Origin of the sequence: Mucilaginibacter sp. OAE612, from assembly GCF_041806395.1 — a bacterium.
Lineage (GTDB): Bacteria > Bacteroidota > Bacteroidia > Sphingobacteriales > Sphingobacteriaceae > Mucilaginibacter > Mucilaginibacter rubeus.
Genome location: NZ_JBGMUW010000001.1, coordinates 6,146,537 through 6,168,980, shown reverse-complemented (window position 1 = coordinate 6,168,980; position 22,444 = coordinate 6,146,537). Strand labels below are relative to the sequence as shown.

At 42.9% G+C, this 22,444-nt stretch carries 21 protein-coding genes and 1 pseudogene; 15 read left to right on the top strand and 7 right to left on the bottom strand.

Annotated elements, in window-relative coordinates; translation table 11 throughout:
- The first annotated feature begins 20 nt into the window (after nucleotides 1-20).
- The 3 genes from ABID99_RS25790 (at nucleotide 21) to cysS (ending at nucleotide 3,557) form a co-directional block, all read left to right on the top strand.
- The gene (locus ABID99_RS25790) at nucleotides 21-893 is read left to right on the top strand and encodes a rhomboid family intramembrane serine protease (protein ID WP_373615537.1); all 873 of its coding nucleotides are present in this window, start codon (nucleotides 21-23) and stop codon (nucleotides 891-893) included.
- Nucleotides 894-2,003 carry an endonuclease/exonuclease/phosphatase family protein gene (locus ABID99_RS25785; RefSeq protein ID WP_373615536.1) on the top strand — a complete coding sequence of 370 codons (1,110 nt, stop codon included), beginning with the start codon at nucleotides 894-896 and terminating at the stop codon, nucleotides 2,001-2,003. It abuts the gene before it with no gap.
- 87 nt (nucleotides 2,004-2,090) lie between these two features.
- Entirely contained in the window at nucleotides 2,091-3,557 is a 1,467-nt protein-coding gene (gene cysS / locus ABID99_RS25780) for a cysteine--tRNA ligase (protein WP_373615535.1), read from the top strand.
- A 15-nt stretch (nucleotides 3,558-3,572) separates the two neighbouring features.
- Here cysS and ABID99_RS25775 read toward each other — a convergent pair whose 3' ends face one another.
- Nucleotides 3,573-4,247 carry a hypothetical protein gene (locus ABID99_RS25775; protein ID WP_373615534.1) on the bottom strand — a complete coding sequence of 225 codons (675 nt, stop codon included), beginning with the start codon at nucleotides 4,245-4,247 and terminating at the stop codon, nucleotides 3,573-3,575.
- 277 nt (nucleotides 4,248-4,524) lie between these two features.
- On the opposite strand from ABID99_RS25775, the gene ABID99_RS25770 reads away from it, so the two are divergent.
- Entirely contained in the window at nucleotides 4,525-5,388 is an 864-nt protein-coding gene (locus tag ABID99_RS25770) for a hypothetical protein (protein ID WP_090532564.1), read from the top strand.
- A 174-nt stretch (nucleotides 5,389-5,562) separates the two neighbouring features.
- On the opposite strand, the gene ABID99_RS25765 is transcribed toward ABID99_RS25770, so the two are convergent.
- Nucleotides 5,563-6,525, bottom strand: coding sequence for a MoxR family ATPase (locus tag ABID99_RS25765; RefSeq protein ID WP_112655623.1), 963 nt, complete (start codon nucleotides 6,523-6,525; stop codon nucleotides 5,563-5,565).
- A 2-nt stretch (nucleotides 6,526-6,527) separates the two neighbouring features.
- Entirely contained in the window at nucleotides 6,528-7,997 is a 1,470-nt protein-coding gene (locus ABID99_RS25760; RefSeq protein ID WP_373615533.1) for a peptidylprolyl isomerase, read from the bottom strand.
- Nucleotides 7,998-8,175: 178 nt separating this feature from the next.
- On the opposite strand from ABID99_RS25760, the gene ABID99_RS25755 reads away from it, so the two are divergent.
- From ABID99_RS25755 to ABID99_RS25740, 4 genes are all read left to right on the top strand, one after another.
- Nucleotides 8,176-8,769, top strand: a complete 594-nt coding sequence (locus ABID99_RS25755; protein ID WP_373615532.1) for a hypothetical protein — start codon at nucleotides 8,176-8,178, stop codon at nucleotides 8,767-8,769.
- A 22-nt stretch (nucleotides 8,770-8,791) separates the two neighbouring features.
- A complete protein-coding gene (locus ABID99_RS25750) occupies nucleotides 8,792-9,376 on the top strand; it encodes a non-canonical purine NTP diphosphatase (RefSeq protein ID WP_373615531.1) in 585 nt (194 codons plus the stop codon).
- Between the two features lie 175 nt (nucleotides 9,377-9,551).
- Nucleotides 9,552-9,719, top strand: coding sequence for a hypothetical protein (locus ABID99_RS25745; RefSeq protein ID WP_175490073.1), 168 nt, complete (start codon nucleotides 9,552-9,554; stop codon nucleotides 9,717-9,719).
- A gap of 49 nt (nucleotides 9,720-9,768) precedes the next feature.
- Nucleotides 9,769-10,251 carry a hypothetical protein gene (locus tag ABID99_RS25740; protein WP_373615530.1) on the top strand — a complete coding sequence of 161 codons (483 nt, stop codon included), beginning with the start codon at nucleotides 9,769-9,771 and terminating at the stop codon, nucleotides 10,249-10,251.
- Nucleotides 10,252-10,399: 148 nt separating this feature from the next.
- Here ABID99_RS25740 and ABID99_RS25735 read toward each other — a convergent pair whose 3' ends face one another.
- The 3 genes from ABID99_RS25735 to ABID99_RS25725 form a co-directional block, all read right to left on the bottom strand.
- Complete coding sequence (locus ABID99_RS25735; protein ID WP_373615529.1) at nucleotides 10,400-11,440, bottom strand: lactonase family protein; 1,041 nt, start codon at nucleotides 11,438-11,440, stop codon at nucleotides 10,400-10,402.
- Nucleotides 11,412-11,534: a hypothetical protein gene (locus ABID99_RS25730; protein WP_373615528.1), complete on the bottom strand. Its 123-nt coding sequence runs from the start codon at nucleotides 11,532-11,534 to the stop codon at nucleotides 11,412-11,414. The genes ABID99_RS25735 and ABID99_RS25730 overlap by 29 nt, the downstream gene beginning before the upstream one ends.
- Nucleotides 11,535-11,695: 161 nt before the next feature.
- Nucleotides 11,696-13,117, bottom strand: a complete 1,422-nt coding sequence (locus tag ABID99_RS25725; protein WP_373615527.1) for a pseudouridine synthase — start codon at nucleotides 13,115-13,117, stop codon at nucleotides 11,696-11,698.
- A gap of 349 nt (nucleotides 13,118-13,466) precedes the next feature.
- On the opposite strand from ABID99_RS25725, the gene ABID99_RS25720 reads away from it, so the two are divergent.
- The 5 genes and pseudogenes from ABID99_RS25720 (at nucleotide 13,467) to ABID99_RS25700 (ending at nucleotide 19,645) form a co-directional block, all read left to right on the top strand.
- The gene (locus tag ABID99_RS25720; RefSeq protein WP_373615526.1) at nucleotides 13,467-14,135 is read left to right on the top strand and encodes a lytic transglycosylase domain-containing protein; all 669 of its coding nucleotides are present in this window, start codon (nucleotides 13,467-13,469) and stop codon (nucleotides 14,133-14,135) included.
- Between the two features lie 215 nt (nucleotides 14,136-14,350).
- A pseudogene (gene uvrA, locus ABID99_RS25715) lies at nucleotides 14,351-17,198 on the top strand (excinuclease ABC subunit UvrA).
- Nucleotides 17,199-17,306: 108 nt separating this feature from the next.
- Complete coding sequence (locus ABID99_RS25710; protein WP_090532548.1) at nucleotides 17,307-17,561, top strand: type II toxin-antitoxin system Phd/YefM family antitoxin; 255 nt, start codon at nucleotides 17,307-17,309, stop codon at nucleotides 17,559-17,561.
- On the top strand, nucleotides 17,558-17,812 hold the full coding sequence (locus ABID99_RS25705; RefSeq protein WP_090532546.1) for a Txe/YoeB family addiction module toxin: 255 nt from the start codon (nucleotides 17,558-17,560) through the stop codon (nucleotides 17,810-17,812). Before ABID99_RS25710 ends, ABID99_RS25705 begins: the two co-directional genes overlap by 4 nt.
- A gap of 45 nt (nucleotides 17,813-17,857) precedes the next feature.
- Complete coding sequence (locus ABID99_RS25700; protein ID WP_373615525.1) at nucleotides 17,858-19,645, top strand: DUF885 family protein; 1,788 nt, start codon at nucleotides 17,858-17,860, stop codon at nucleotides 19,643-19,645.
- Nucleotides 19,646-19,770: 125 nt separating this feature from the next.
- Here the strand turns inward: ABID99_RS25700 and ABID99_RS25695 are convergent, their stop codons facing one another.
- Complete coding sequence (locus tag ABID99_RS25695; RefSeq protein WP_373615524.1) at nucleotides 19,771-20,655, bottom strand: UbiA family prenyltransferase; 885 nt, start codon at nucleotides 20,653-20,655, stop codon at nucleotides 19,771-19,773.
- A gap of 130 nt (nucleotides 20,656-20,785) precedes the next feature.
- Here ABID99_RS25695 and ABID99_RS25690 point away from each other — a divergent pair, with 130 nt between their 5' ends.
- Together ABID99_RS25690 and ABID99_RS25685 are read left to right on the top strand one after the other, a co-directional pair.
- Nucleotides 20,786-21,313, top strand: coding sequence for a YceI family protein (locus tag ABID99_RS25690; protein ID WP_090532541.1), 528 nt, complete (start codon nucleotides 20,786-20,788; stop codon nucleotides 21,311-21,313).
- 18 nt (nucleotides 21,314-21,331) lie between these two features.
- Nucleotides 21,332-22,441, top strand: coding sequence for a type III polyketide synthase (locus tag ABID99_RS25685; RefSeq protein ID WP_373615523.1), 1,110 nt, complete (start codon nucleotides 21,332-21,334; stop codon nucleotides 22,439-22,441).
- The last annotated feature ends 3 nt before the right edge of the window (nucleotides 22,442-22,444 follow it).

Below are 22,444 nucleotides of genomic sequence, written 5' to 3'. Positions count from 1 at the left end.
CTTTGTAATACAGCTTTATTATGAGCACCCTTTGGCAAAATATCCACTACAAAATGCTGCGCTCCGGCAATAGGCTGAACCTGCTTATCGGCATTAATGTGATTGTTTTTCTGGCGATAAACATTTCGGCAATAGTTGAACAGTTACTAACGCATTTTGGGGGCAGTATCATTTTACTTTATGCCGATAAATACTTAAACATGCCGGCATACCTGCCCGATTTGCTGAAGCGCTTTTGGACGCCTTTAACCTATATGTTCATGCATGCGGGGATACTTCATATCCTGTTCAACATGCTTTGGCTATATTGGATGGGGCAAATATTTGAAGAGTACCTTGGTAATAAACGTACTATAGGTTTATATTTAATGGGCGGCCTGGCCGGTGCTTTGTTATACCTGCTGGCCTTAAACCTGCTGCCTGCATTTACCAGTGCTAACGCTGCACAGAACAGTACTATAGTTGGTGCATCGGCCAGTGTAATGGCCATTGTTGTGGCAACGGCCACCCTGTTGCCCAACTACACCATATCATTAATTTTATTTGGGCCGGTAAAATTAAAATGGCTGGTATTTGTAATCCTGGTTATTGATTTTTTGGGTATAGTTGGTGCAAACGCGGGCGGCGAAATAGCCCATCTTGGTGGTGCTTTAATGGGATTTGGGTATATTAAGCAATTACAAAAAGGTCATGATTGGGTGGGCGGAATAGCCGGGCTGTTTAAACGGAAACCCAGGTTAAAAGTGGTATCAAATAATATGGGCAAAAACGCATCCGACTACCCGCGCCAGGAAGAGGTCGACCGCATTTTAGACAAAATATCGCAATCGGGCTACAATAGCTTAAGCAAACAGGAGCGGGAAATTTTATCGCGTGCAAGCAAACAGGAATAAATGATAAAAAAAAAGCAAAGTATTTTTAGCAGGGTGTTGTTATGGATAAACCTGTTTTTTTGTTTTGCTTTACTAATAGGATATTTAGCCCCCTCGGTTGATCCGCGCAAGTATTGGTTATTCGCTTTCTTCGGCCTTGCCTATCCTCCTATACTGTTGGTTAATATAATCATGATGCTGTATTGGCTGCTGCGCAAGCGCTGGCAGTTTTTATTTTCGCTGGTCAGTATTTTAATTGGCTGGGGAGTACTTAATAACAATGTCGGGTTCAGATTTAAATCAAGTTTTTCGCTGCCCCCCGGGCTCAATGTTGTACATGTCATGACCTACAACGTGCATAACTTTAAACATTTTGGCTTCAATAACGATATATCAACCAAGCATGAAATCCTGGAGATCATCAATAGCGAGCAGCCGGATGTGATAGGGTTCCAGGAGTTTTATACCCGCAATAAAGGGCAGTATGAAACACGCGACTCTATCAACAAAATATTAGGCAGCAATAACTTTTACTTTGAACCCTTTAGTTTTAACAGCAGTGAAGCCATTGGCATGGCTATCTTTTCGAAATTCCCTATTCTATCAAGAGGGATGATCCGCCTTGCGGCCGACAGAACATCTGGTAACCAGTGCTTATATGCTGATATAAAAAAGGGGGATAAAATTTTTAGGTATTATAATATCCACCTGCAATCCATCAATTTTAACCCGGACGATTATAAATATATCGACAGTGTATCAAAAAAAGGAAAAACAGATATTAAATCAACCAAGCGCCTGGGGAGCAAGCTTAAAATAGCTTTTATGAAAAGGGCCGAGCAGGTTTTTAAAGTAAAGGCGCATGCTGCCCAATGTCCATATCCTTATATTATAGCCGGTGATTTTAATGATACCCCATCATCATTCGCGGTTAACCAAATGGCCAAAGGCTTAAACAACTCATTCCGCGAAAAGGGATCAGGCTTAGGGCGCACATATAACGGCGATTTCCCCAATTACCAGATAGATTACATTATGAGCAGCCCGCAATTCTCAGTTTTCAACTACAAGGTGATTGAAAAAAAACTTTCAGACCATTATCCTTTACGCAGCGATCTCGTACTGAATTAACATAGGTCATTGCTCTTCGTTTGTAAAAATAAACCTGAAAGCCGGCAGGCAGTAACTTAAAATTGAAAAAATCGTAAGTTTGCGCTCATGCAACAAAATTTGTTTGTTTACAACACTTTAACCCGTAAAAAAGAATTATTTAAGCCCATTAACACGCCGCATGTTGGCATGTATGTTTGCGGGCCTACTGTTTATAGCGATGTTCACTTAGGCAACTGCCGTACTTATATATCTTTCGATCTTATGTTCAGGTACCTTACAGCTATTGGCTACAAGGTACGCTACGTACGTAATGTGACCGATGCGGGCCATCTTGAAGGTGATGCCGGCGACGAGGGTGAAGACAAAATTGCAAAAAAGGCCAAGCTTGCACAGCTTGAGCCAATGGAGATAGTGCAAAAATATACTGTTGGTTTCAGGGATGTGATGAGGATCCTGAACAACCTGCCGCCAAGCATTGAGCCTACAGCTACCGGCCATATCATTGAGCAGATAGAAATGGTGAAGGAAATACTTGCCAAGGGCTATGCTTATGAGGTGGATGGTACCATTTATTTTGATGTTGAAAAATATAACAAAAGCCAGGATTATGGCATATTAAGCGGCCGTAATCTCGAAGACCTTTTAAATAATACCCGTACGCTTGGCGGTCAGCAGGAAAAACATGGCAAGCTTGATTTTGCCCTGTGGATAAAAGCCAAGCCCGAACACCTGATGAAATGGCCTTCGCCATGGGGTGTGGGCTTTCCGGGCTGGCACCTGGAATGCTCGGCCATGAGCCAGAAATACCTGGGCAGCCACTTTGACATTCATGGCGGCGGGATTGATCTTGTGCCAACGCACCATACCAATGAAATTGCCCAAAACGTAGCTTGCTGCGGTACCAACCCGGCCAATTACTGGGTGCATACCAATATGCTTACGGTAAACGGCCAAAAAATGTCTAAATCATTAGGCAACAGCTTTTTACCGCATGAACTGTTCAGCGGCGAAAACTCGATACTTAACAAAGGCTACAGCCCCATGACGGTAAGGTTCTTCATGCTGCAGGCCCATTACCGTAGTACACTTGATTTTGGCAATGAAGCTATGGAAGCATCCGAAAAAGGGTTTAAACGCCTTATGAACGCCTTTACCCTGCTAACCGACGGATTGAAAGCATCTGCCACTACCGAAGTTGAAATAGCACCATTAATGGAGCGTTGCTATGCCGCTATGAACGACGATTTTAACAGCCCGGTTTTAATAGCGGAGCTCTTTGAAGCATCGCGCATTATCAATTCGGTATATGATGGTAAATTGAAAATTGACGGCGCTAATCTTGAGCAGTTAACCGCGCTTATGAATTTATTTGTGGTTGACGTACTGGGTTTACAAAATGAGCAGGCGGCTAATGACGATCTGCCAAAAGTGTTAAACTTTATCGTCGATCTGCGCAGCGGTGCTAAAGCCAATAAGGATTATGCCACGTCAGATAAGATCCGTGATGGTTTATCACAGATAGGTTTCCAGCTAAAAGATAGTAAAGAAGGGACTACCTGGAGCAAAGCCTGATAACAGGCCACGATTTTAAAGCGAGTTGTAGTAGCTGAATAATTTAGCTAAGGCAGCATCGCTTTTAAAATTAACTTTGTTGGTTTTGATATACTCCTGCATTTTATCGCCCTTGTCGCTCAATGCTGCGAGGATGGTTTTTTGCGACGGCCTGATCTTTGTCATTTGGTTATTGGCAAAAATGTAGTAGCTATTGGCCGTCATGAAAGTTTTGGTGGTCACCTGCGAAGCAAAGCCCGTTGACTCAAGTACTTTTTTCTTGTAATAACGGAGCAGTTTAACCTTTCCGTCTCCTACTACCTGGTAAAAAGTTTTTGAGGTTTGATCGTCCACAGCCGGGAAGCCGCTGCTAAAGTTCATATCCGTTTGGTCACTTTCTTCAAGCGCAATGCCTTTTATTGAAAAACCTTTCACCGGGTCAACAAAGGCCTGTACCGATGAATCCCGGGGACTCTTAAACAAAAGTTCATCCCCGTAAATATTATAGTTCAATATTGCATTAGCTGTTTTGCCGTTAACGAAATAAACAGTGCCATTCAGCCAGTTATCGGTAAGGAGGGCGCTGCCTTGTATGCCATCATTGGCTTTAAGATAATATGGACGGCCGGTATAGTCAGAAAGGTATTGCGCTTTAGCCTTTATACCTAACAATAAAAGTACAAATACGCAGTATAGCTTATACTTTTTCATGAAAGCAATTTATATTGATTTAAACAAAAACAGATTAATTGGGTTATGAAGTTAAGTGTTTTTTTATTCAACTTCATTATTAAGTAAATTTAAATATTTACGCATATTTTATATGATCAAACCCGCGCTCTGCAATTATTTGCCCATATCTTCGTTTCAGGATAAAACAAAAATAATGCAATTGTTAAATTATGCTATGCTGTTTAATGCATTTTGACTATTGCGTATCCGACTTAAAATTTATTACTAAATTGCTCCCTAAAACCCGAATATAAATATGAAGAAAATAATATTAGCTGCTACATTTATTGGTTATAGTGCTTTTGCCCTGGCGCAGGACGCTGTTAATGTAAACAAGGTAGTTAGTGTTGAACAAGCTTTTGATAAGTTAGTTGAACGTAAAGGAATAAAAGATGGTTTCCTGGCAGTTGCCGATCCCGATGGCATCATATTTAAGCCCGATGTAGTAAAGATTGTTGATTTTTATAGTAAGATTGATAAACAGGCCGGCAAGCTTAGCTGGCAGCCCAAATTTGCCCGTATCTCGGCCAATGGCGACCTGGCTTTCACCGCGGGCCCTTATATATATCAAAACGGCAAAACTGATGATGATAAGGTGTTTGGCGATTACGTATCTATCTGGCGTACTAACGCCGATGGTAAATTAAAGCTACTCATCGACCTTGGTATCCAGCATCCTGAAGCTGAGGAAGAAGTTGTTACCGATTTTAAAGAGCCCGACCCGGCGCACCGTTCAGGCCCAAGTAAGGATCCATTCGGCGCTAAAAATGTTATTATTGGTACCGATAAAACATTTAATCATGGGTTGACATTATCGGCTATGGCAAGCTATAAGGAGTTTTTAAGCCCTGAAGGCCGCTATTATTTCCCCGGCTTTCCGCCAATGACAGGAACCGATGTTGTGATGAAGTTTATCAATAACGAAGCCATCAGCATCACTGCCGAAACTACTGATGGCGGCCGTGCCGCGAGTAACGACCTTGCTTATACCTATGGCCACGCCCGCATTACCAAAGGCAATGTTGTTGGAAACTACAATTATGTAAGGGTTTGGGAAATTGACAAAACAAAAAAATGGAATATCCTTCTTGAGATTTTCTCACCTATTGAGAATGAGTAATAGAGATTAGAGGTTGGAGATCAGAGATTAGTTTTAATACAATAATAAAAAAGAGAAGGCCTTGCAAAGTTAATTTGCAAGGCCTTCCTTTTATTTCTTTATGAGTTTTATTGAGAACTAATATCTGATCTCCAACCTCTAATCTCTTGAAGCAAGCAGCCTCTAATCACTACCCTAAAACAACTGCTCAATAATATCAGCTGCTGATAATCCTTCGGCTTCCGCATGATAGCTGCGCACTATACGGTGGCTTAAAATAGGTTTGGCCACTGCCTGCACATCTTCAATATCGGGCGAGTATTTACCGTTAAGTACCGCGTGGCATTTAGCACCTAATACTAAAAACTGCGACGCTCTTGGTCCTGCGCCCCAGCTTAGCAAACGGTTAATTTGTGGTGTGGCAAACTCGCTGTTTGGGCGGGTTTTGGATACCAGTTTCACCGCGTACTCCATCACATTATCGGTAACCGGGATATTGCGCACCAGTTGCTGAAAATAGATGATCTGCTGGGCGTTTAATATTTTATTTACTTCTGCTTTAGTAGTACTTGTGGTGTTCTTAACAACCAGCAGTTCCTCTTTAAATGAAGGGTAGCTGAGGGCTACATTAAACATAAACCTGTCCAGCTGTGCTTCGGGCAGTGGATAAGTCCCTTCCTGTTCGATGGGGTTTTGCGTAGCCAGTACAAAAAAAGGCTGTGCAAGTTTGTGTGTTACGCCGGCTGCGGTAACCGCTTTTTCCTGCATGGCTTCAAGCAGGGCAGCCTGTGTTTTTGGCGGCGTACGGTTTATCTCATCGGCCAGGATAATGTTTGAAAAAACCGGGCCGTGGATAAATTTAAAATTGCGGTCTTCACCTAATATTTCAGAGCCAATGATGTCTGAAGGCATCAGGTCGGGTGTAAACTGGATCCTTTTAAAGTCAAGGTCAAGCACCTGCGATACCGTTTGCACCAGCAGAGTTTTTGCAAGCCCGGGCACACCAACCAATAAACAATGCCCGTTACTGAAAATAGAGATCAGCACAAATTTTATCACTTCATCCTGGCCTACTATTACTTTACCTATTTCGGCACGTATTTGCTGGTAGGCCTGTTTTAAAGCGTTTGCGGCTTCTACATCAGAGCTGTGTTGCATAATTATTTAGATGATGATTTGGTTTTGGTTTCGGGTATTACGGGCGAGGGATTGGTGTTTACCCATTTCTTCAACACATCATATGCCTGATATTCTTTATCAATTTTAATGAAAGTTTCCTTGCGCCGTTTTTCGAACCATTGAGATACAGTTCTGTTAACCTTATCATTATAGGCATATTCCTTAAGTTTAGGGAAATCCTGCTCTAAATTAGCTTTATGGGCATTTGTGGCCGATTTAAGCATCAATATTTTGTAGCTCTTTTTACCATCGGCGCCGGTAAACAGATCAGGTTTTGAAATACTGCCGATTTTCATCGTATCGGTAATAAGCGCCACTTTAGGATCAAGTTTATCGGTAGGGATAAATGTTGAACGGCTTTGTACATCTTCGGCATTAAGCATCATACCACCGTTGTATTTAGTGTCTTTATTGTCTGAGTAATAGGCTGCAGCGCTTGAAAAATCGACACCTACATTTTTATCTTTTATAAGTAAGTTGTAAATACTATCGGCTTTTGCTTTCGCCCTATCCAAACTGGCCTGGGTAACAATGGGTGTAATGAGAATATGCCTTACGTGAACCTGTTCGCCGCGGCGCTCAATCACCTGCAAAAAGTGGAACCCAAAATCCGTTTCAAACACCGGGGAAATTTCACCGGCTTTTAACTTGAAGGCGTTTGCGGTAAATTCCTTCACAAAAGTGGTGCGGTCGGCAAAACCAAGATCGCCTCCTTCAGGTGCCGAACCCGGATCCTGCGAATAAAGCCTGGCCAGTGTACCAAAGTCTTCGCCCTTTTTAACACGCTGCCTTAACTCTTCGGCCTTAGCTTTGTAAAGGTCTTTTTCTTCTTTAGTTAACTTAGGCTGAAAAACAATCTCACCAACTTCAACTTCTTTATTAAATGAAGGCAAGCTGTCCTTAGGGATTCCATCGTAATATTTTTTAACATCCTGAGGGGTAACATTCAGCTTCTCGGTAATGTGCTGCTGCATTTTTTGAGCAACCATCTGCTCTTTCAGGTCGGGCCTGATCTCATCTTTGTACTGGATAACCGAACGCCCTAAAAATGCTTCCAGTTTTTCCTGCCCGCCCGCGCGCTGTGTCATTTCGCGCATACGGCGGTCAACGTTGGCGTCAACATCTTCTTCCTTTACTTCAATACTATCAATGGCGGCTTGCTGGGCAAGCAGTTTTTGGGTTAACAAAGTTTGTAAAATGCGGGCTTTAACAGATGGGTCAGGTTGGTTTCCCTGTACCAGGAAGTTAGCGTATGACAGTTCAATGTCTGATAGCAGTATCGGGCTGTTACCAACTACCGCTGCAATTTTATCAAGCGTTTTGCCGGGTGTGGGGGCAATAACCGAATCGGCCTTAACCAGTTTTTTTGCTGCTGTATCTGATGCTACCTGTGCCTTTGCAAATGTTATTGTTAAAATAAAACTTAGTACTAATACTCCTAACTTTCTCATGTAACGCTGTTATACTAAATAAAACGGGATAGTTAACCCGTTAAAAACTACGAATTTCGGTAAAATTTATTAATTATAACCGAACAAATATTTTCTGCAAAACCAACCGGCTATAATTGTGCTAATATGCCTATAAAGCTTGAAACCGTTTAACTACTTTTGGTTAAAATTTGTTAAAGTGAAAGTTGAGAACCCTGCCGCGTTTCGTTTTTTGTTAGAGGATGAACTTTACCTGCTCAATGCAGATAAAATGTTGTATGATAAAATTACTGAATCAGAACCTGCCGCGGCGGTACCACTACCTCCTGTAACTGAAAATGCCAAACCGGCCCCGGTAACCATTATCCCATCTTTAACTCCTGAACCTCAGGTAGTAATAAAAACGCCGGTTGATGAATTTAAGTATTTGGGTAAAAACTTAAAGAATTTTTTGGTGCTAACATGGTATAAAAATGCCGGGTTTATAATAGCCGAACATTTAACCGCCCTTGAAAATATCTTGAAGCGTAAAGAACTTAGCCCCGACGACGTGGCGATATTCAATCTGGCAAATTACAGTGAAACCAAATTTAGCCAGTTGAAAACATTTTTTAAACCAACCAAGGTGCTTGTTTTAGGCGGGGATGCCCTGCCACAGGACATAAAGGTGCTTAAACCTAATAAACCGGTAACCTCAAACGGGATCACTGTGCTTTACAGTTATTCATTTGATGAAATGATGGATAATGTGGATTATAAAAAAACGTTTTGGGAGTTGGTTAAAACATTATAAATAAAACACGCCACTAAGATATATGCAGCAATTAGTTTTTGCTACCAATAACCGCCATAAGCTTGATGAGGTTTCGGCCAAGCTCAATGGCGCTATCCAGTTACTAACCCTGAACGATATTGGCTGCTATGATGATATTGAAGAAACTGGCACTACGTTTAAAGCCAACGCCTCAATCAAAAGCCATTATGTATATGCCGAGTATAAGCTTAACTGCTTTGGCGATGACAGCGGGCTGGAAATTGACGCCCTGAACGGAGAGCCGGGTGTATACTCGGCCAGGTATGCAGGTACCCACGGTAACCACGCCGCCAACATTAGTAAAGTACTTGATAATTTAAAAGGTGAAGCAAACCGAAAGGCCCGCTTCCGTACCGTAATTTCCCTGATCCGGAACGGCGAAGAGTACTTTTTTGAAGGAACGGTTGAAGGCACCATCCGGCAAGAGCCGAGTGGTAATGGCGGTTTTGGCTATGATCCTATTTTTGAACCGGAAGGTTACGACATTACTTTTGCCGAAATGAGTATGGACAAAAAAAATAGCATTAGCCACCGTGCAAAAGCAATGGAAAAGTTGATCACATTTTTAAATGAAGCTGGTGAATAATCATTTTAGTACACTCAGCCTCAACTTAGCGCGTTACAATAACAGTTATTTATAAATAATAAAGGTGCTTTTTTTCTAATGGTAAAACGTTTAACTAAATTTATTCGATATTAGCAGGAAGAAACGAAACCTTAGTGGTGTAAGCCCCGTAAAATAGAGCTATAAGGAATAACCTATGAACATTATTAAGCAAATCGGTAAAATTTTATCGGAAAGGGATACCAACCCTAAGTTTATTAATAGCCTTAAAAAAGTTCGGGAAGCCGACCAGATTGCCGAATCAATCAATAAAAGGTTAACTGAATTAGAAAAACGCACCCGTCAGCAAGCGGTGAATTTATAATTACACACTTTGGCAGGATTTATGCTATTTATGCATAAAATATACTGTCATGAAAAAGTTAATTCAGACCTCAATCGCAATCTTTTCACTTGTTTTGGTCATTTCGGCCTGCTCGTCAACCAAAAACACAACTACGTCTAATGTATCGCGCGGTAAATTTGTTGGTACCTGGACCTGCAATAATGTAAGTTACGACGGCCTTGTACAAAATGCAGTACAGAGCGTATTTGATCAGGCTCCCCCCGAAGCCTTTGTTGGCAGCACATGGAAGCTCACCAACAGTGGTAACGGTATCTACACTTTAACCAACGGAACATCGCAAACCATTTTCTGGTCGGTTTATAACGGTGGTACAACCGGTACACAATTCCAGTTCAAAAAACTTTTTGAAGGCGATAAAGCCAAAAACGTATCCGAAGGATATCGTTTGGATATTGCCAGCAACGATGGCTCAGCCATGACCCTGAAATCGCCCGTTACTGTAGGCAACAGTACCGGATACATTGTTTATTCGTTTACTAAAAACCCTTAATTGATGTTAAAGGTAAAAGGTTAAAGGTTTCCTTTCCAGCTGATAAAATGAAAAAGGCGAAGTTCGGAATATCTCAAACTTCGCCTTTTTCATTTTCAGCGCGAGGCCAAACCTTTCGCCTTTTACCTTTATCCTTTCACCTTCTTACTTACTCCGCTGGTGCAAATTTTAAGCATACCGGGTTTCCGATATCAACTCTGATACCTGTTTGGGCAAGTTTGCCGGTGTTTTGATCTATTTTGAATACCCACATGTTATCGCTGTTCTGATTAGCTACTATCAGGAAATTACCTGTTGGGTCGATAGCAAAATCGCGTGGGTTTTTGCCATAGGTGGACTGGCGCGCTACAAAAGTAAGCAAGCCTGTTTCCTGGTTAACAGCATAAATATTGATCTCGTTGGTTTCTAAACGGTTTGAAGCATACAGAAAACGGCCATCGGGCGACAGGTGGATAGCGGCACCTGCAGTTTGGCCGGTAAAGCCATCTGGCAGCATGGTAATGGATTGTTTCTGTTTCAGCTTGCCGTTATTGTAATCAAACGCGATTACGTTCGATCCCATTTCAGTTACCAGGTAAACAGTCTTTTTGTCGGCCGAAAACTCCAGGTGCCTCGGACCTTCTCCTGCGGTAACACTTACAAAGGCCGGTGTTGCGGGCACAATACGGGGCTCTTTTGAAGGACGGTAGCGGTAAACGTTTATTTTATCGGTGCCAAGGTCATTATACAATACATATTTTTCATCGGGTGTAAGGATCGCCATATGTGCGTGTGCAGATTCCTGCCTTTCCTTGTTTATGCTATGACCATCATCATGTACCGTTTGAATTCCGTTAGCTATTGAACCATCTTTATTCAAAGGCATTACCGCAACGTTGCCGCTTGAGTAGTTAGCTATGATCAGGTTCTTTTGTGCTTTATCAACCGAGATATGGCATGGATCGGCGCCCAGTGTTGATTGCTTGTTGATAAAAGTCATTTTGCCCGTTTTGGGCTCAAACGAAAATGCGCTTACCTCGCCTTTAGGCAGTTCGTTAACCGCGTAAATAAATTTATTATTGGCGCTCAACGTTAAATACGACGGATTATTTACGCCATCAATCTCACTGAGATAAGCCAGTTTGCCGGTTTCGGCATAAAAACGGTATACCACAATACCTTTACTTTTGCCGCGTGGTATAAGTACCAACCACCAGGTCGAAAGTTTTAGGCCCTGTTTTTTTATTTTGTGCAAATGTTAGCGCCGGTGAAAGCATAGCTATGATCAAAAGAAATTTTTTCATGGTCGATTATATAAGGTCTATTTAATTAATTCACAAATAGCAAAAATACTGACAATCATATAGCTTTAAGCTTTATGCATTCAGCTTAGCCTTACAATTATTGCTGTGCAAGATAACAAAATAGACAAAAAAAATGCCCCGCTGTTTAACGGGGCGTTTTATTATTTCATCAGGTGTTTTAACTGGATCACCTCTTTTTCATCGAGGTAACGCCAGCGGCCGCGTGGAAGGTCTTTTTTGGTAAGGTTGGCATAAACCACCCTGTCCAACTTCACCACTTCGTAACCCAGGTGCTCAAACATACGGCGCACAATACGGTTTTTACCGCTATGGATCTGGATGCCAACTTCACGTTTTGATCCACCGGCTACGTACGATACCGCGTCGGGCTTAATTACGCCATCTTCCAGCTCAAGGCCAAAAGTTAATTTATTCAGGTCGCCCTGGGTTAAGCTTTTGCTCAGTTCAACCTGGTATAATTTAGTGATGCTGTTACGCGGGTGCGATAGCTTGTCGGCCAAATCACCATCGTTGGTCATTAATAATAAACCGGTGGTGTTACGGTCAAGACGGCCAACGGGGTAAATACGCTCGCGGCTTGCCTTTTCAACCAGGTGCATTACGGTACGACGCTCCTGCGGATCATCTGTAGTTGTGATATAATCCTTTGGCTTATTTAACAATACATAAACCATTTTCTCGCGTTTCAGCGTTTCGCCGTTATATTTAATAGTATCCTTAAACGGATCAACTTTGGTACCTAATTCTGTTACCACTTCGCCGTTTACGGATACCACGCCCGCGGTAATCAGCTCATCGGCCTTACGGCGTGAGCAAATACCCGCGTTTGATATGTAACGGTTCAGGCGGATCAGCCCATCGTCTTCTGATTTTTTTGCAGGAGAATTTTTACGACTGCGCATGGTTTTAGGGGCATCCTGTTGGTTTTCCCTATCATGCGGTCTGTGTGCCGGCCTTTCGCCAAATGGTGATTTCTCTTTAAAACCGCCTTCGCGTTTTTTGAAGCTGCCCTCGGTTCCTCTTGGTGCAAATTTACGTTCGCCCCCTGCATCACCGCCAAAGCTTCTTTTAGGCTTGCCCTCAAAACTTGCTGATGAACGGGTACGTGGAGATGAGTAAGGTTTTTTTTCGCCTTGTGCTTCGCCGCCGAAACTTCTTTTCGGCCTGTCGTTATCACCGGTTGTTGGCCTGCCGCTGTAAGGTTTACGCGGGCCGCCACTAAATGACTTCCTTTCGCCTGCGCTGTCGCCGCCAAAATTTCTTTTTGGCCTGTCGTCGCTGTCGGAAGCAGGCCTGCCAGAGTAAGGCCTTGGCTTAGCGCCTGATCTTTTAGCGCCAGATGATTCCCCGCCCCTAAAATTGCTTTTGGGCTTATCGTCACTGAACCTGTTGCTTTGGAATGTTTTTTCCGGCCTGGAAAGTATTTTTTTCTCTCCGTTTGGAGTAGCTTTACCTTTTGGGGTTGATGCTGATTTTTTTGGTCGGTCGTCAGATTTTGAACTCCTTGATGACGACTTTCCGGGTTTGTCGTCGCGACTACCTGCTGGTCTCTTAAATACCATAATTTTTTGTTTAGCGCTTTCGCAGCGTGAGGGTCAAAGTTACGCTTTTTTGCCAATTTTTATCTAAAAAGATCAAAAAAATATCCTCTTGCAAAATCGCCGTTTAAACGGTTTTAAACACCGTTTTTGAACCAAAAACCAACTCTAAAAAAGTTAGCAAAACGGTAAGTATTTGATTATGTGATCTGTATAACCTACCTTTGCAGCACATTCTACCAAATGTATAGTTAAATGATAGGAAAAGAAATGATTAAAAAACACTTACTTACGTGCTCCGTAACACTGGTGCTGGTTCTCATTTCAGAGCGTTAATATTTTCGGTACAACGATCATCGAAAAGGCTGCAAAAGTGGCAACTTTAAGCACCCGAACCTCAGATTTTATTTTTCTCAAAAGCTCAAAGGCAGTTGCTTACAACTTTGCCAATGAGGCTTTACCAGTTAATGACGCAAGGGTTACGCGTAAACTCAACAAATCGCTCAGGCAGCATGACTTTAAAAGTGTGCAGAGCAATGTATTGCACAGGAAAGCCGAGCTATGGTTTCCGATCATCGAGCCCATTTTAAAGTTTTACGGTATCCCGGAAGATTTTAAGTACATCCCTTTGGTTGAGTCGGGCCTAAAATCGGGCACATCACCAAAAGGAGCGTCGGGTTTTTGGCAATTTATGCCGGGTACTGCACGTACCTACGGACTTAGAGTAGGCCATGGCGTTGATGAGCGGAAAAACCTTCGCAAGTCAACCATTGCAGCCTGCAAGTATATCAAAGAACTATACGATGAATTTAACAGCTGGACACTGGCTGCTGCTGCCTACAACAATGGCTCGATCAAATTAGCGCGTGCCATTAACAAGCAAAAAGAAGATAACTACTTTCGCATGAAGCTGAACCGCGAAACCGGTTCATATGTTTACAAGCTAATTGCCATGAAAGCTATTATCGAGCAGCCAAAAGAGCACGGGTATGATAATTATTTTTATATCCCGCCTGCATCACAGTTGTTAGCGATTAATTAATGACAGGTAATCATACTGTAAATTAATTAAAAGATTACATTACGGAGCACTTTGAGGCCGGTCATCCACAGTGGATGATCGGCCTTTTTTGCTTATATTTGTAGCAAACTGTTGATGGTTTAAGCCAAAAATTTTAGGAAAGCAGCGTTTTGTAAAAATCTGGCAACTATAATAATTAGCTTCAAACAATGTCAATAAATCCATATTAATAAAGTATGAGTACAAAACCTCTTGTTGACCTGGGCGAGCAAAGTGAAGTTGAAGTTTATGGTGCCCGGGTACATAACCTGAAAAATATAGATGTTTCCTTTCCTCGCAACCAACTGGTGGTAATTACCGGCTTAAGCGGCAGCGGTAAATCATCACTGGCGTTTGATACTATTTACGCCGAAGGCCAGCGCCGTTATATGGAAACATTTTCGGCCTACTCACGCCAGTTTATGGGCGGGATGGAGCGGCCGGATGTGGATAAGGTGTCGGGCCTGAGCCCTGTTATTGCTATAGAGCAAAAAACCACCAGCAAAAACCCGCGTTCCACCGTAGGTACTATTACCGAAATCTATGATTTCATGCGCTTGCTCTTCGCCCGTGCCGGCGATGCTTATTCTTACACCACCGGTGAAAAGATGGAGCGCATGAGCGAAGACCAGATCCTCAAAACTATCAGCGAAAAATTTGACGGGCAGCCAGTTAATATCCTGGCTCCGGTGGTAAAGGCACGTAAAGGCCACTACCGCGAATTGTTTGAATCTATCCGTAAGCAGGGCTTTTTAAAAGTTTGGGTTGATGGCGCTATCGCGGATGTTGAACCCAAAATGCAGGTTGACCGTTACAAGATCCATGACATTGATATTGTGGTTGACCGCCTGGTGGTAAGCGAGAAGGACAGCAAACGTTTGTACACATCCGTTCAGCAGGCTTTGAAAATTGCCAAGGGCATTATCCGTATTGCCGATAAGGATAATAATGTGTCCTATTATAGTAAATACCTGATGGACCCGGTTTCGGGCATCTCATATGATGAGCCTCAACCCAATACATTTTCGTTCAACTCGCCTTATGGTGCCTGCGAAAAGTGTAACGGACTGGGTTATATTTTTGAGGTTGATGAAGCTTCGGTAATTCCTAATCCGAAACTGAGCATCATGAACGGTGGTTTGGCCCCTATTGGTGAATACCGCGAAACATGGATTTTCCAGGTGTTGAAATCGCTGGCTAAAAAGTATGAGTTCTCGCTGTCAACCCCTATCGAAAAGCTGAACCGCGATCAATTGGATATGATCCTGAACGGCGCGCCTGAAACATTGAGTGTTGCTGTAGAATATAACAAGTGGAATGTTCAAAGCTACCAGATCACTTTTGAAGGCATCATCCGTATGCTGGAGGAGCAGCAGGAACGCCGCAATGACGAGGGGATGGACGATATGGAGAACTATCGTGTGCTCCGTACCTGCCCGGTTTGCGAAGGCGCAAGGCTCAAAAAAGAGTCGCTGCATTTTAAGGTAGATGGTAAAAACATATTTGAACTGGCCTGTATGGATATCAATCACCTGCAGGATTGGTTTGATGGCCTGGAAGACCGTCTTAACGAGCGCCAGAATGTGATTGCTAAGGAAATCCTGAAAGAGATCCGCGCTCGTATAGTGTTTTTGCTGGATGTGGGTTTGAGCTATTTAACGCTCGACCGTACTGCCAAGACCCTATCGGGCGGGGAAGCGCAGCGGATCAGACTGGCTACACAGATAGGTTCACAGTTGATGAATGTGATGTACATTTTGGATGAGCCAAGCATCGGATTGCACCAGCGCGATAACGAACGTTTGATCAACGCTCTTAAAAATCTGCGTGATTTAGGAAACACGGTATTGGTTGTTGAGCACGATAAAGACATGATACTGGAAGCCGACCACGTAATTGACATGGGCCCGGCGGCAGGTGTACATGGTGGCCAAGTTGTTGCCGAAGGTACTCCGGCGCAGCTAATGGAAAAGCATACGCTAACCACTTCATATATCAATGGCGAGCGGGAGATTGCGGTGCCCAAAAAACGCCGCGAAGGTAATGGCAAAACCCTGAGCCTGAAAAAAGCTACCGGTCACAATCTTAAGAAAGTATCGGTTGATTTCCCTTTAGGTAAACTGATCGGCATAACCGGTGTATCGGGCAGCGGTAAATCAAGCCTGATCACCGAAACTTTATACCCTATTCTGAACCATCATTTTTTTAGGGCGAAGAAACAACCGCTGCCTTATGAAAGAACTGAGGGATTAGAGCATATTGATAAAGTAATTGAGATAGATCAAACACCAATCGGTCGTACACCGCGCTCAAACCCTGCCACTTATACCGGGGTGTTTTCGGACATCCGCAATCTGTTCGTGGCACTACCGGAATCAAGGATCAGGGGATATAAACCAGGTCGTTTCTCGTTCAACGTAAAGGGCGGCCGTTGCGAAACCTGCCAGGGTGCAGGCATGAAGGTAATTGAAATGAACTTTTTGCCCGATGTTCAGGTACCATGCGAAGAATGCGGCGGCAGGCGCTACAACCGCGAAACGCTGGAAGTGCGTTACCGGGGCAAGTCCATCAGCGATGTGCTGGATATGAGCATTGAGGACGCTACGCCATTTTTTGAGCACATCCCATCTATTTATCGTAAGGTAAGAACCCTGAACGACGTAGGTTTGGGTTATATCACTTTAGGTCAGGCTTCAACCACACTATCGGGCGGTGAGGCGCAACGTGTTAAACTGGCTACCGAGCTATCTAAAAAAGACACAGGAAACACCCTTTTATATATTGGATGAACCTACTACAGGTTTACACTTTGAAGATATCAACGTATTGTTAGGTGTACTTAACCAATTGGTTGATAAAGGCAATACTGTTTTGGTAATTGAACATAATCTTGATGTTATTAAAGTGGCCGACCACGTAATTGACCTTGGCCCGGAGGGTGGCTCGGGCGGCGGTAATATCCTGTTCTCGGGCACGCCTGAAGGTTTGTGCAAAGTAAAGAACAGTTTTACAGGTAAGTTTTTGAAAAAAGAAATGGGGTTATAAGCATTAATCAAAACTTCATAAGTTTATCTCTTAACGTAAACCAAAACAACATGTACAGAAACTTGTACATGTTGTTTTGGTTTTATACCTTTATAAAAACTAATTTGAATGGAGATCACAACTTACACTGCCTTCAGGCAGCAACTAAAATCTTTTTTAGATAAGGTGCGGAATGATCATAAGCCTTTGGTAGTGACAAGTGCCAATGCCGAAGATATTGTTGTGATATCGAAAGCTGATTACGAAAGCATGGAGGAAACTTTCTATCTTTTAAAAAGCCCTAAAAATGCAGAAAGATTACTTCATGGTATCCAGGAATATGAAAAAGGTTTAGGCAAGGAAAGAAAGCTACTTGAAGAGTGAAGATAATTTTCCAAAACCCTGCATGGGAAGATTACCTTTATTGGCAAACGACAGATAAATCTATTTTAAAGAAGATCAACTCTCTTATCAAAGAAATAGAACGAACTCCATATGAAGGAAGTGGAAAGCCCGAACCTTTAAAACATAATTTAGCTGGCTGGTGGTCGCGCCGGATAAATCTCGAACACAGGCTAATTTACAGAGTAGAAGCAGACGCGATATTTATTCTGCAATGCAGATATCATTATTGATTATATTTTCCCTTTCCGTAGCTTTATCGTTTAAACAACACCCTCATGAAAAAAATACTACTCATGCTATTCATAGCAGGTTCGTTTGCAGCCTGTAATCAACCTAAATCAACAGACACCGCCAGCGGCATTCCAGCCAATAAGGATCTCGCCAAAGTTTTTGAAGATTATTTTCAGGACGGCTTAAAACTTTACCCGCTTAATGCAACCTACATTGGCGACAGGCGCTATAATGACTTGCTACCTAACGATGGCTCTGCTGAGTTTTTGAAAAAGGCGCATGATTATAACTCGGTTTACTTGTCGAAAGTGAAAAACTTTGACCGCGCAGAACTGAACGAAGACGATAAGCTATCATATGATATTTTCACTTATGAGGTGCAACTGGCCCTTGATAATTTCAAGTATCATTTTGAGTACATGCCTTTTAACCAGTTTTATGCCCTGCCAATTACCATGGGGCAGCTTGGCTCGGGCTCTGGCGCGCAGCCCTTTAAAACGGTTGTAGATTATAACGACTGGCTGAAACGTTTATCTGCTTTTCAGATCTGGGCGGATACCGCCATCTCCAATTTTAACAAAGGCATCAAAACAGGCGTAGTGCTGCCAAAATCGTTAGTTGTTAAAATGATTCCCGAAATGCAAGACCTGGTATCAAAAGATGTAGAAAAAAGCCTGTTCTACGGACCTGTTAAGAATATGCCGAAGGATTTTTCGGACGCTGATAAAAAACAGCTGACGGAGGCTTATAAAAAAGCGATAACTACCATAGTTAACCCAACCTACCAAAAACTGGCCGATTACCTGAAAAATCAATACCTGCCCCACGCACGTGCAACCTCGGGTTTTTCATCCCTGCCGGATGGTACTGCTAAATACACCTATTTAGTTAAACAACAAACTACTACCGATAAAACTCCGGAAGAAATTTACCAATTGGGTTTGAAAGAAGTTGCCCGGATCCGTGGCTTAATGGATAGCATCAAAACCAGTGTTGGCTTTAAGGGCGATTTGAAGGCGTTTTTTGAATACATGAAAACCGACCCTAAGTTTACTCCTTACAAAACCCCGAAGGATGTACTTGATGCTTTTGAAAACATTCACAAACGCATGGAGCCAAACCTGAAAAAAATGTTTAACCATGTGCCTAAAACCCCTTTCGAGATCAGGCAAACCGAAGCCTTCCGCGCGGCATCGGCCAGTGCCGAATATAACCAGGGTTCGGCAGATGGTACCCGTCCCGGTATTTTTTACGTGCCGATATTAGATGCCACTAAGTTTAACACCACATCGGGCATGGAATCGTTGTTTTTGCATGAAGCAATTCCTGGTCACCATTATCAGATTTCGTTAACCCAGGAAAACGCTTCATTGCCAAAATTCCGTCGCTTTGATGGCGGGGAAACAGCCTATGTAGAAGGCTGGGCGCTGTATTGCGAATCATTAGGTAAAGAGCTTGGCTTATACACCGATCCGTACCAGTATATGGGCGCGTTAGGCGATGAGATTCACCGTGCCATCCGTTTGGTGGTTGACGTAGCCATCCACACCAAAGGAATGACCCGTGAGCAGGCTATTAAATATATGATGGATAACGAAGCTATCAGTGAGCAAGGTGCAACTGCCGAAATTGAACGTTATATGGCTATCCCCGGCCAGGCATTGAGCTACAAAATAGGCGCACTCAAAATCCGCGAACTGCGTACCAAATATGAAAAACAGTTAGGCAGTAAATTTAATATCGCCGAATTTCATGACCAGGTGTTAAAAGATGGCGCCATGCCAATGGCGGTTTTTGAGGCTAAAATGGATGCCTGGGCTGCGAAGAAGTAAGGGAGAATAATAATTTAAGCGCGTCATTGCGAGGAACGAAGCAACCCCCGATAGGCAGAGCCACTCTGTACAGTTCGCGATTGCTTCGTGCCTCGCAATGACGTTTTTTATAAATTAAGGTTATTTCAACTAAACACCGCCAGCACCCCAAAATAAACCAGCATACAACCCGAGCTGATGAAATTCATACGCATGGCGTTTTTAAAATTAGCGTTGGCTGTCGATCGCCCTACTGTATAAAACCAATAATTAAAAAAGAAAAATATTGGCGCGGCGCATACTATAAAGAAATAAAAGTTAAGCATCATCCCAGCCAGGTGCCAATACCAGTAAGAAAGGGCTATCCCCGCGGCAAACAATACGCCCGAAAAAATAAAGGAGCCTTTGTAGCCTAAAACGATACTAAGCGTTTTATCGCCCCGCCTGCTGTCTTCTTCATGCTGATAAACCTGGGTTAAGGGGTATGATGCCCCAATGAGGCAGGAGCTGATAGCCCCCGGAATAATCAGGCCTAAATCCCAATGACCAAACAGGCTCGTACCGGTCAAAGCGGTATAGGTGGTGTAATAAATAAAACATCCCTGGAAAATAAACACCGTTAAAAAACTGATAATCGGATATTTTTTTAACCGGGTAGCAGGATGGCTGTATAATTTTGACATAATGCCATAAATGAGCACCGCAAAGGCAAACTCCCAGCTAATGATAAAGCCAAGCAAAAACGCAATAACCTCCAGCAGAATGGAAAAATAATACAGGCTGAGATCCACTTCGGGCGGTTTGGCTAACAGGGCAATGCTATCTTCATCCTTATCAAAATAACTGTTATAGCCATTGCTGGCCGGGAAAGCAAGGAAATGCCATATAAAAAATACAAGTACGGCTGTTGAAGCTTTCACCACATCGGCCTGGCTAAAGGCAAACAGGTACACCGGCAGCAAAAAAACAGAAAACACAAACCTTAAATGCGCAAATGCCGACCGGGTAGGGATAAATTGTTTAAACTTCATGGCGTGTTTTTACATTATAATTACTGCCGGAGGCAACATCAGGTTGCCTGATTATGGTTATAAACATACAACCTTAAGTACAAAATTCCTTCAGTATAAATTATTATGTTTGAAACAGCGTTAATGTAACATGAATAAGAAAATTTATATAGTTGTACTTTTAATTTTCGCGACGACAGCGGGCTTCGCGCAAACGGTATCTAAATCAGATATCAGCTTTAAGATTAAAAACCTTGGCTTTAATGTCGGGGGTACCTTCGGCGGTTTGCAGGCCGATATTAAGTTTAAGCCTAATGACCTGGAGGGCAGCTCTATTGAAGCGTCAGTGTTATCCAGCACTGTTAATACCGATAACGAAAGCCGCGATAGGCATCTTAAAAGCGAAGATTATTTTGACGTAATTAAATATCCAAAGATCACGCTAAAGTCAGTTTCCTTTAAACGTAAAAGCGGGAGCAACTATACCGGTAATTTTAACGTAACTATAAGAGATAAAACAAAGTTGATTGAAGTACCTTTTACGTATACGGAATCAGGTAATACAGCACAACTGAAAGGAAACTTTATGATTTTGAGGACAGATTTTGGCATAGGCGGCAAAAACCTGATCCTTTCAAATGAGGCCAATGTTTCGGTTGAGGCGGAGATCAGCAAATAAAACGCTTAATCATTTTTAATGGAGAGTTGCATTAGTGCTATCGGGATAGCAAATCCCGCCAATCGGATTGCCCAGCAGGATATTTACCATTTCATGGCTAACGCCTTTGGGCTGGATGCAACCAATGCAGCAAGATTAAAGGGGATTTATGACCATTCCGGAATTGATTACCGCTATTCGGTAATTCCTGATTTTGGCTATCGGGATGCGGCAGATTTCACCTTTTTTGAACAGTCGGCAGGGCTCGAACCATTCCCTGACACACAGAAAAGGTTAAAGCTTTACGAAAAGGAAGCTATCGCCATAGCTGTAAATGCCGCAAAAAGCTGTCTTCAAAAATTTGGAGATGACATTACCGGCAGCATTACACACCTGGTAACCATTAGCTGTACGGGTATGCACGCACCTGGGATTGATATCGAACTTGTGGACCGGCTGCAGCTAAACTGCGATACCGAACGTACCTGCATCAACTTTATGGGCTGCTACGGTGCCATAAACGGCCTCAAAGTAGCCGACTATATCTGCCGCGCCGATACGGGCGCCAAAGTGCTTGTTGTTAGTGTAGAGCTTTGTACGCTCCATTTTCAAAAAGTGAATACACTGGATAACTGGGTTGCCAATTCGCTATTTTCAGATGGCGCTGCTGCCGTTTTGGTCGAAAACACGGCTAACCGTTTAGGCAGTGGCAATTACTTTTCGCTCAAAAATTTCTATTCGGAATTTGTTACTGAAGCACGTAATGAGATGGGTTGGTATGTGGGCAACACAGGTTTTGAAATGAAACTCACCTCCAAGGTATCCAAGCAAATTAAGAAACATATCAAATCACTTACCCAGCGCTTTTTGCAAAAGGCCAAAACTAAGATGGATGATATTACTGCTTATGCTGTTCACCCCGGCGGGCGCACCATTTTAGAAGCAGTGGAAGACGCCCTGGAATTACCTGAAGAAAGCAACGCCTTTGCTTACCAGGTTTTGCAGGAGTACGGTAATATGTCGTCGGCCACAATTTTGTTTGTACTGGATAAAATGCTGAAGGCAGGTAACCTGGTCGATCAAAAGATCCTGAGTTTTGCGTTCGGTCCGGGTTTAACGGTTGAAGGGATGATACTTGAAATGCACTAAGCC

Coding starts and splice junctions, on each gene's coding strand:
- ABID99_RS25790 (WP_373615537.1), top strand. CDS start 21: ATGAGCACCCTTTGGCAAAATATCCACTACAAAATGCTGCGCTCCGGC.
- ABID99_RS25785 (WP_373615536.1), top strand. CDS start 894: ATGATAAAAAAAAAGCAAAGTATTTTTAGCAGGGTGTTGTTATGGATA.
- cysS (WP_373615535.1), top strand. CDS start 2,091: ATGCAACAAAATTTGTTTGTTTACAACACTTTAACCCGTAAAAAAGAA.
- ABID99_RS25775 (WP_373615534.1), bottom strand. CDS start 4,247: ATGAAAAAGTATAAGCTATACTGCGTATTTGTACTTTTATTGTTAGGT.
- ABID99_RS25770 (WP_090532564.1), top strand. CDS start 4,525: ATGAAGAAAATAATATTAGCTGCTACATTTATTGGTTATAGTGCTTTT.
- ABID99_RS25765 (WP_112655623.1), bottom strand. CDS start 6,525: ATGCAACACAGCTCTGATGTAGAAGCCGCAAACGCTTTAAAACAGGCC.
- ABID99_RS25760 (WP_373615533.1), bottom strand. CDS start 7,997: ATGAGAAAGTTAGGAGTATTAGTACTAAGTTTTATTTTAACAATAACA.
- ABID99_RS25750 (WP_373615531.1), top strand. CDS start 8,792: ATGCAGCAATTAGTTTTTGCTACCAATAACCGCCATAAGCTTGATGAG.
- ABID99_RS25745 (WP_175490073.1), top strand. CDS start 9,552: ATGAACATTATTAAGCAAATCGGTAAAATTTTATCGGAAAGGGATACC.
- ABID99_RS25740 (WP_373615530.1), top strand. CDS start 9,769: ATGAAAAAGTTAATTCAGACCTCAATCGCAATCTTTTCACTTGTTTTG.
- ABID99_RS25730 (WP_373615528.1), bottom strand. CDS start 11,534: ATGAAAAAATTTCTTTTGATCATAGCTATGCTTTCACCGGCGCTAACA.
- ABID99_RS25725 (WP_373615527.1), bottom strand. CDS start 13,117: ATGGTATTTAAGAGACCAGCAGGTAGTCGCGACGACAAACCCGGAAAG.
- ABID99_RS25710 (WP_090532548.1), top strand. CDS start 17,307: ATGGAGATCACAACTTACACTGCCTTCAGGCAGCAACTAAAATCTTTT.
- ABID99_RS25700 (WP_373615525.1), top strand. CDS start 17,858: ATGAAAAAAATACTACTCATGCTATTCATAGCAGGTTCGTTTGCAGCC.
- ABID99_RS25695 (WP_373615524.1), bottom strand. CDS start 20,655: ATGAAGTTTAAACAATTTATCCCTACCCGGTCGGCATTTGCGCATTTA.
- ABID99_RS25690 (WP_090532541.1), top strand. CDS start 20,786: ATGAATAAGAAAATTTATATAGTTGTACTTTTAATTTTCGCGACGACA.
- ABID99_RS25685 (WP_373615523.1), top strand. CDS start 21,332: ATGGAGAGTTGCATTAGTGCTATCGGGATAGCAAATCCCGCCAATCGG.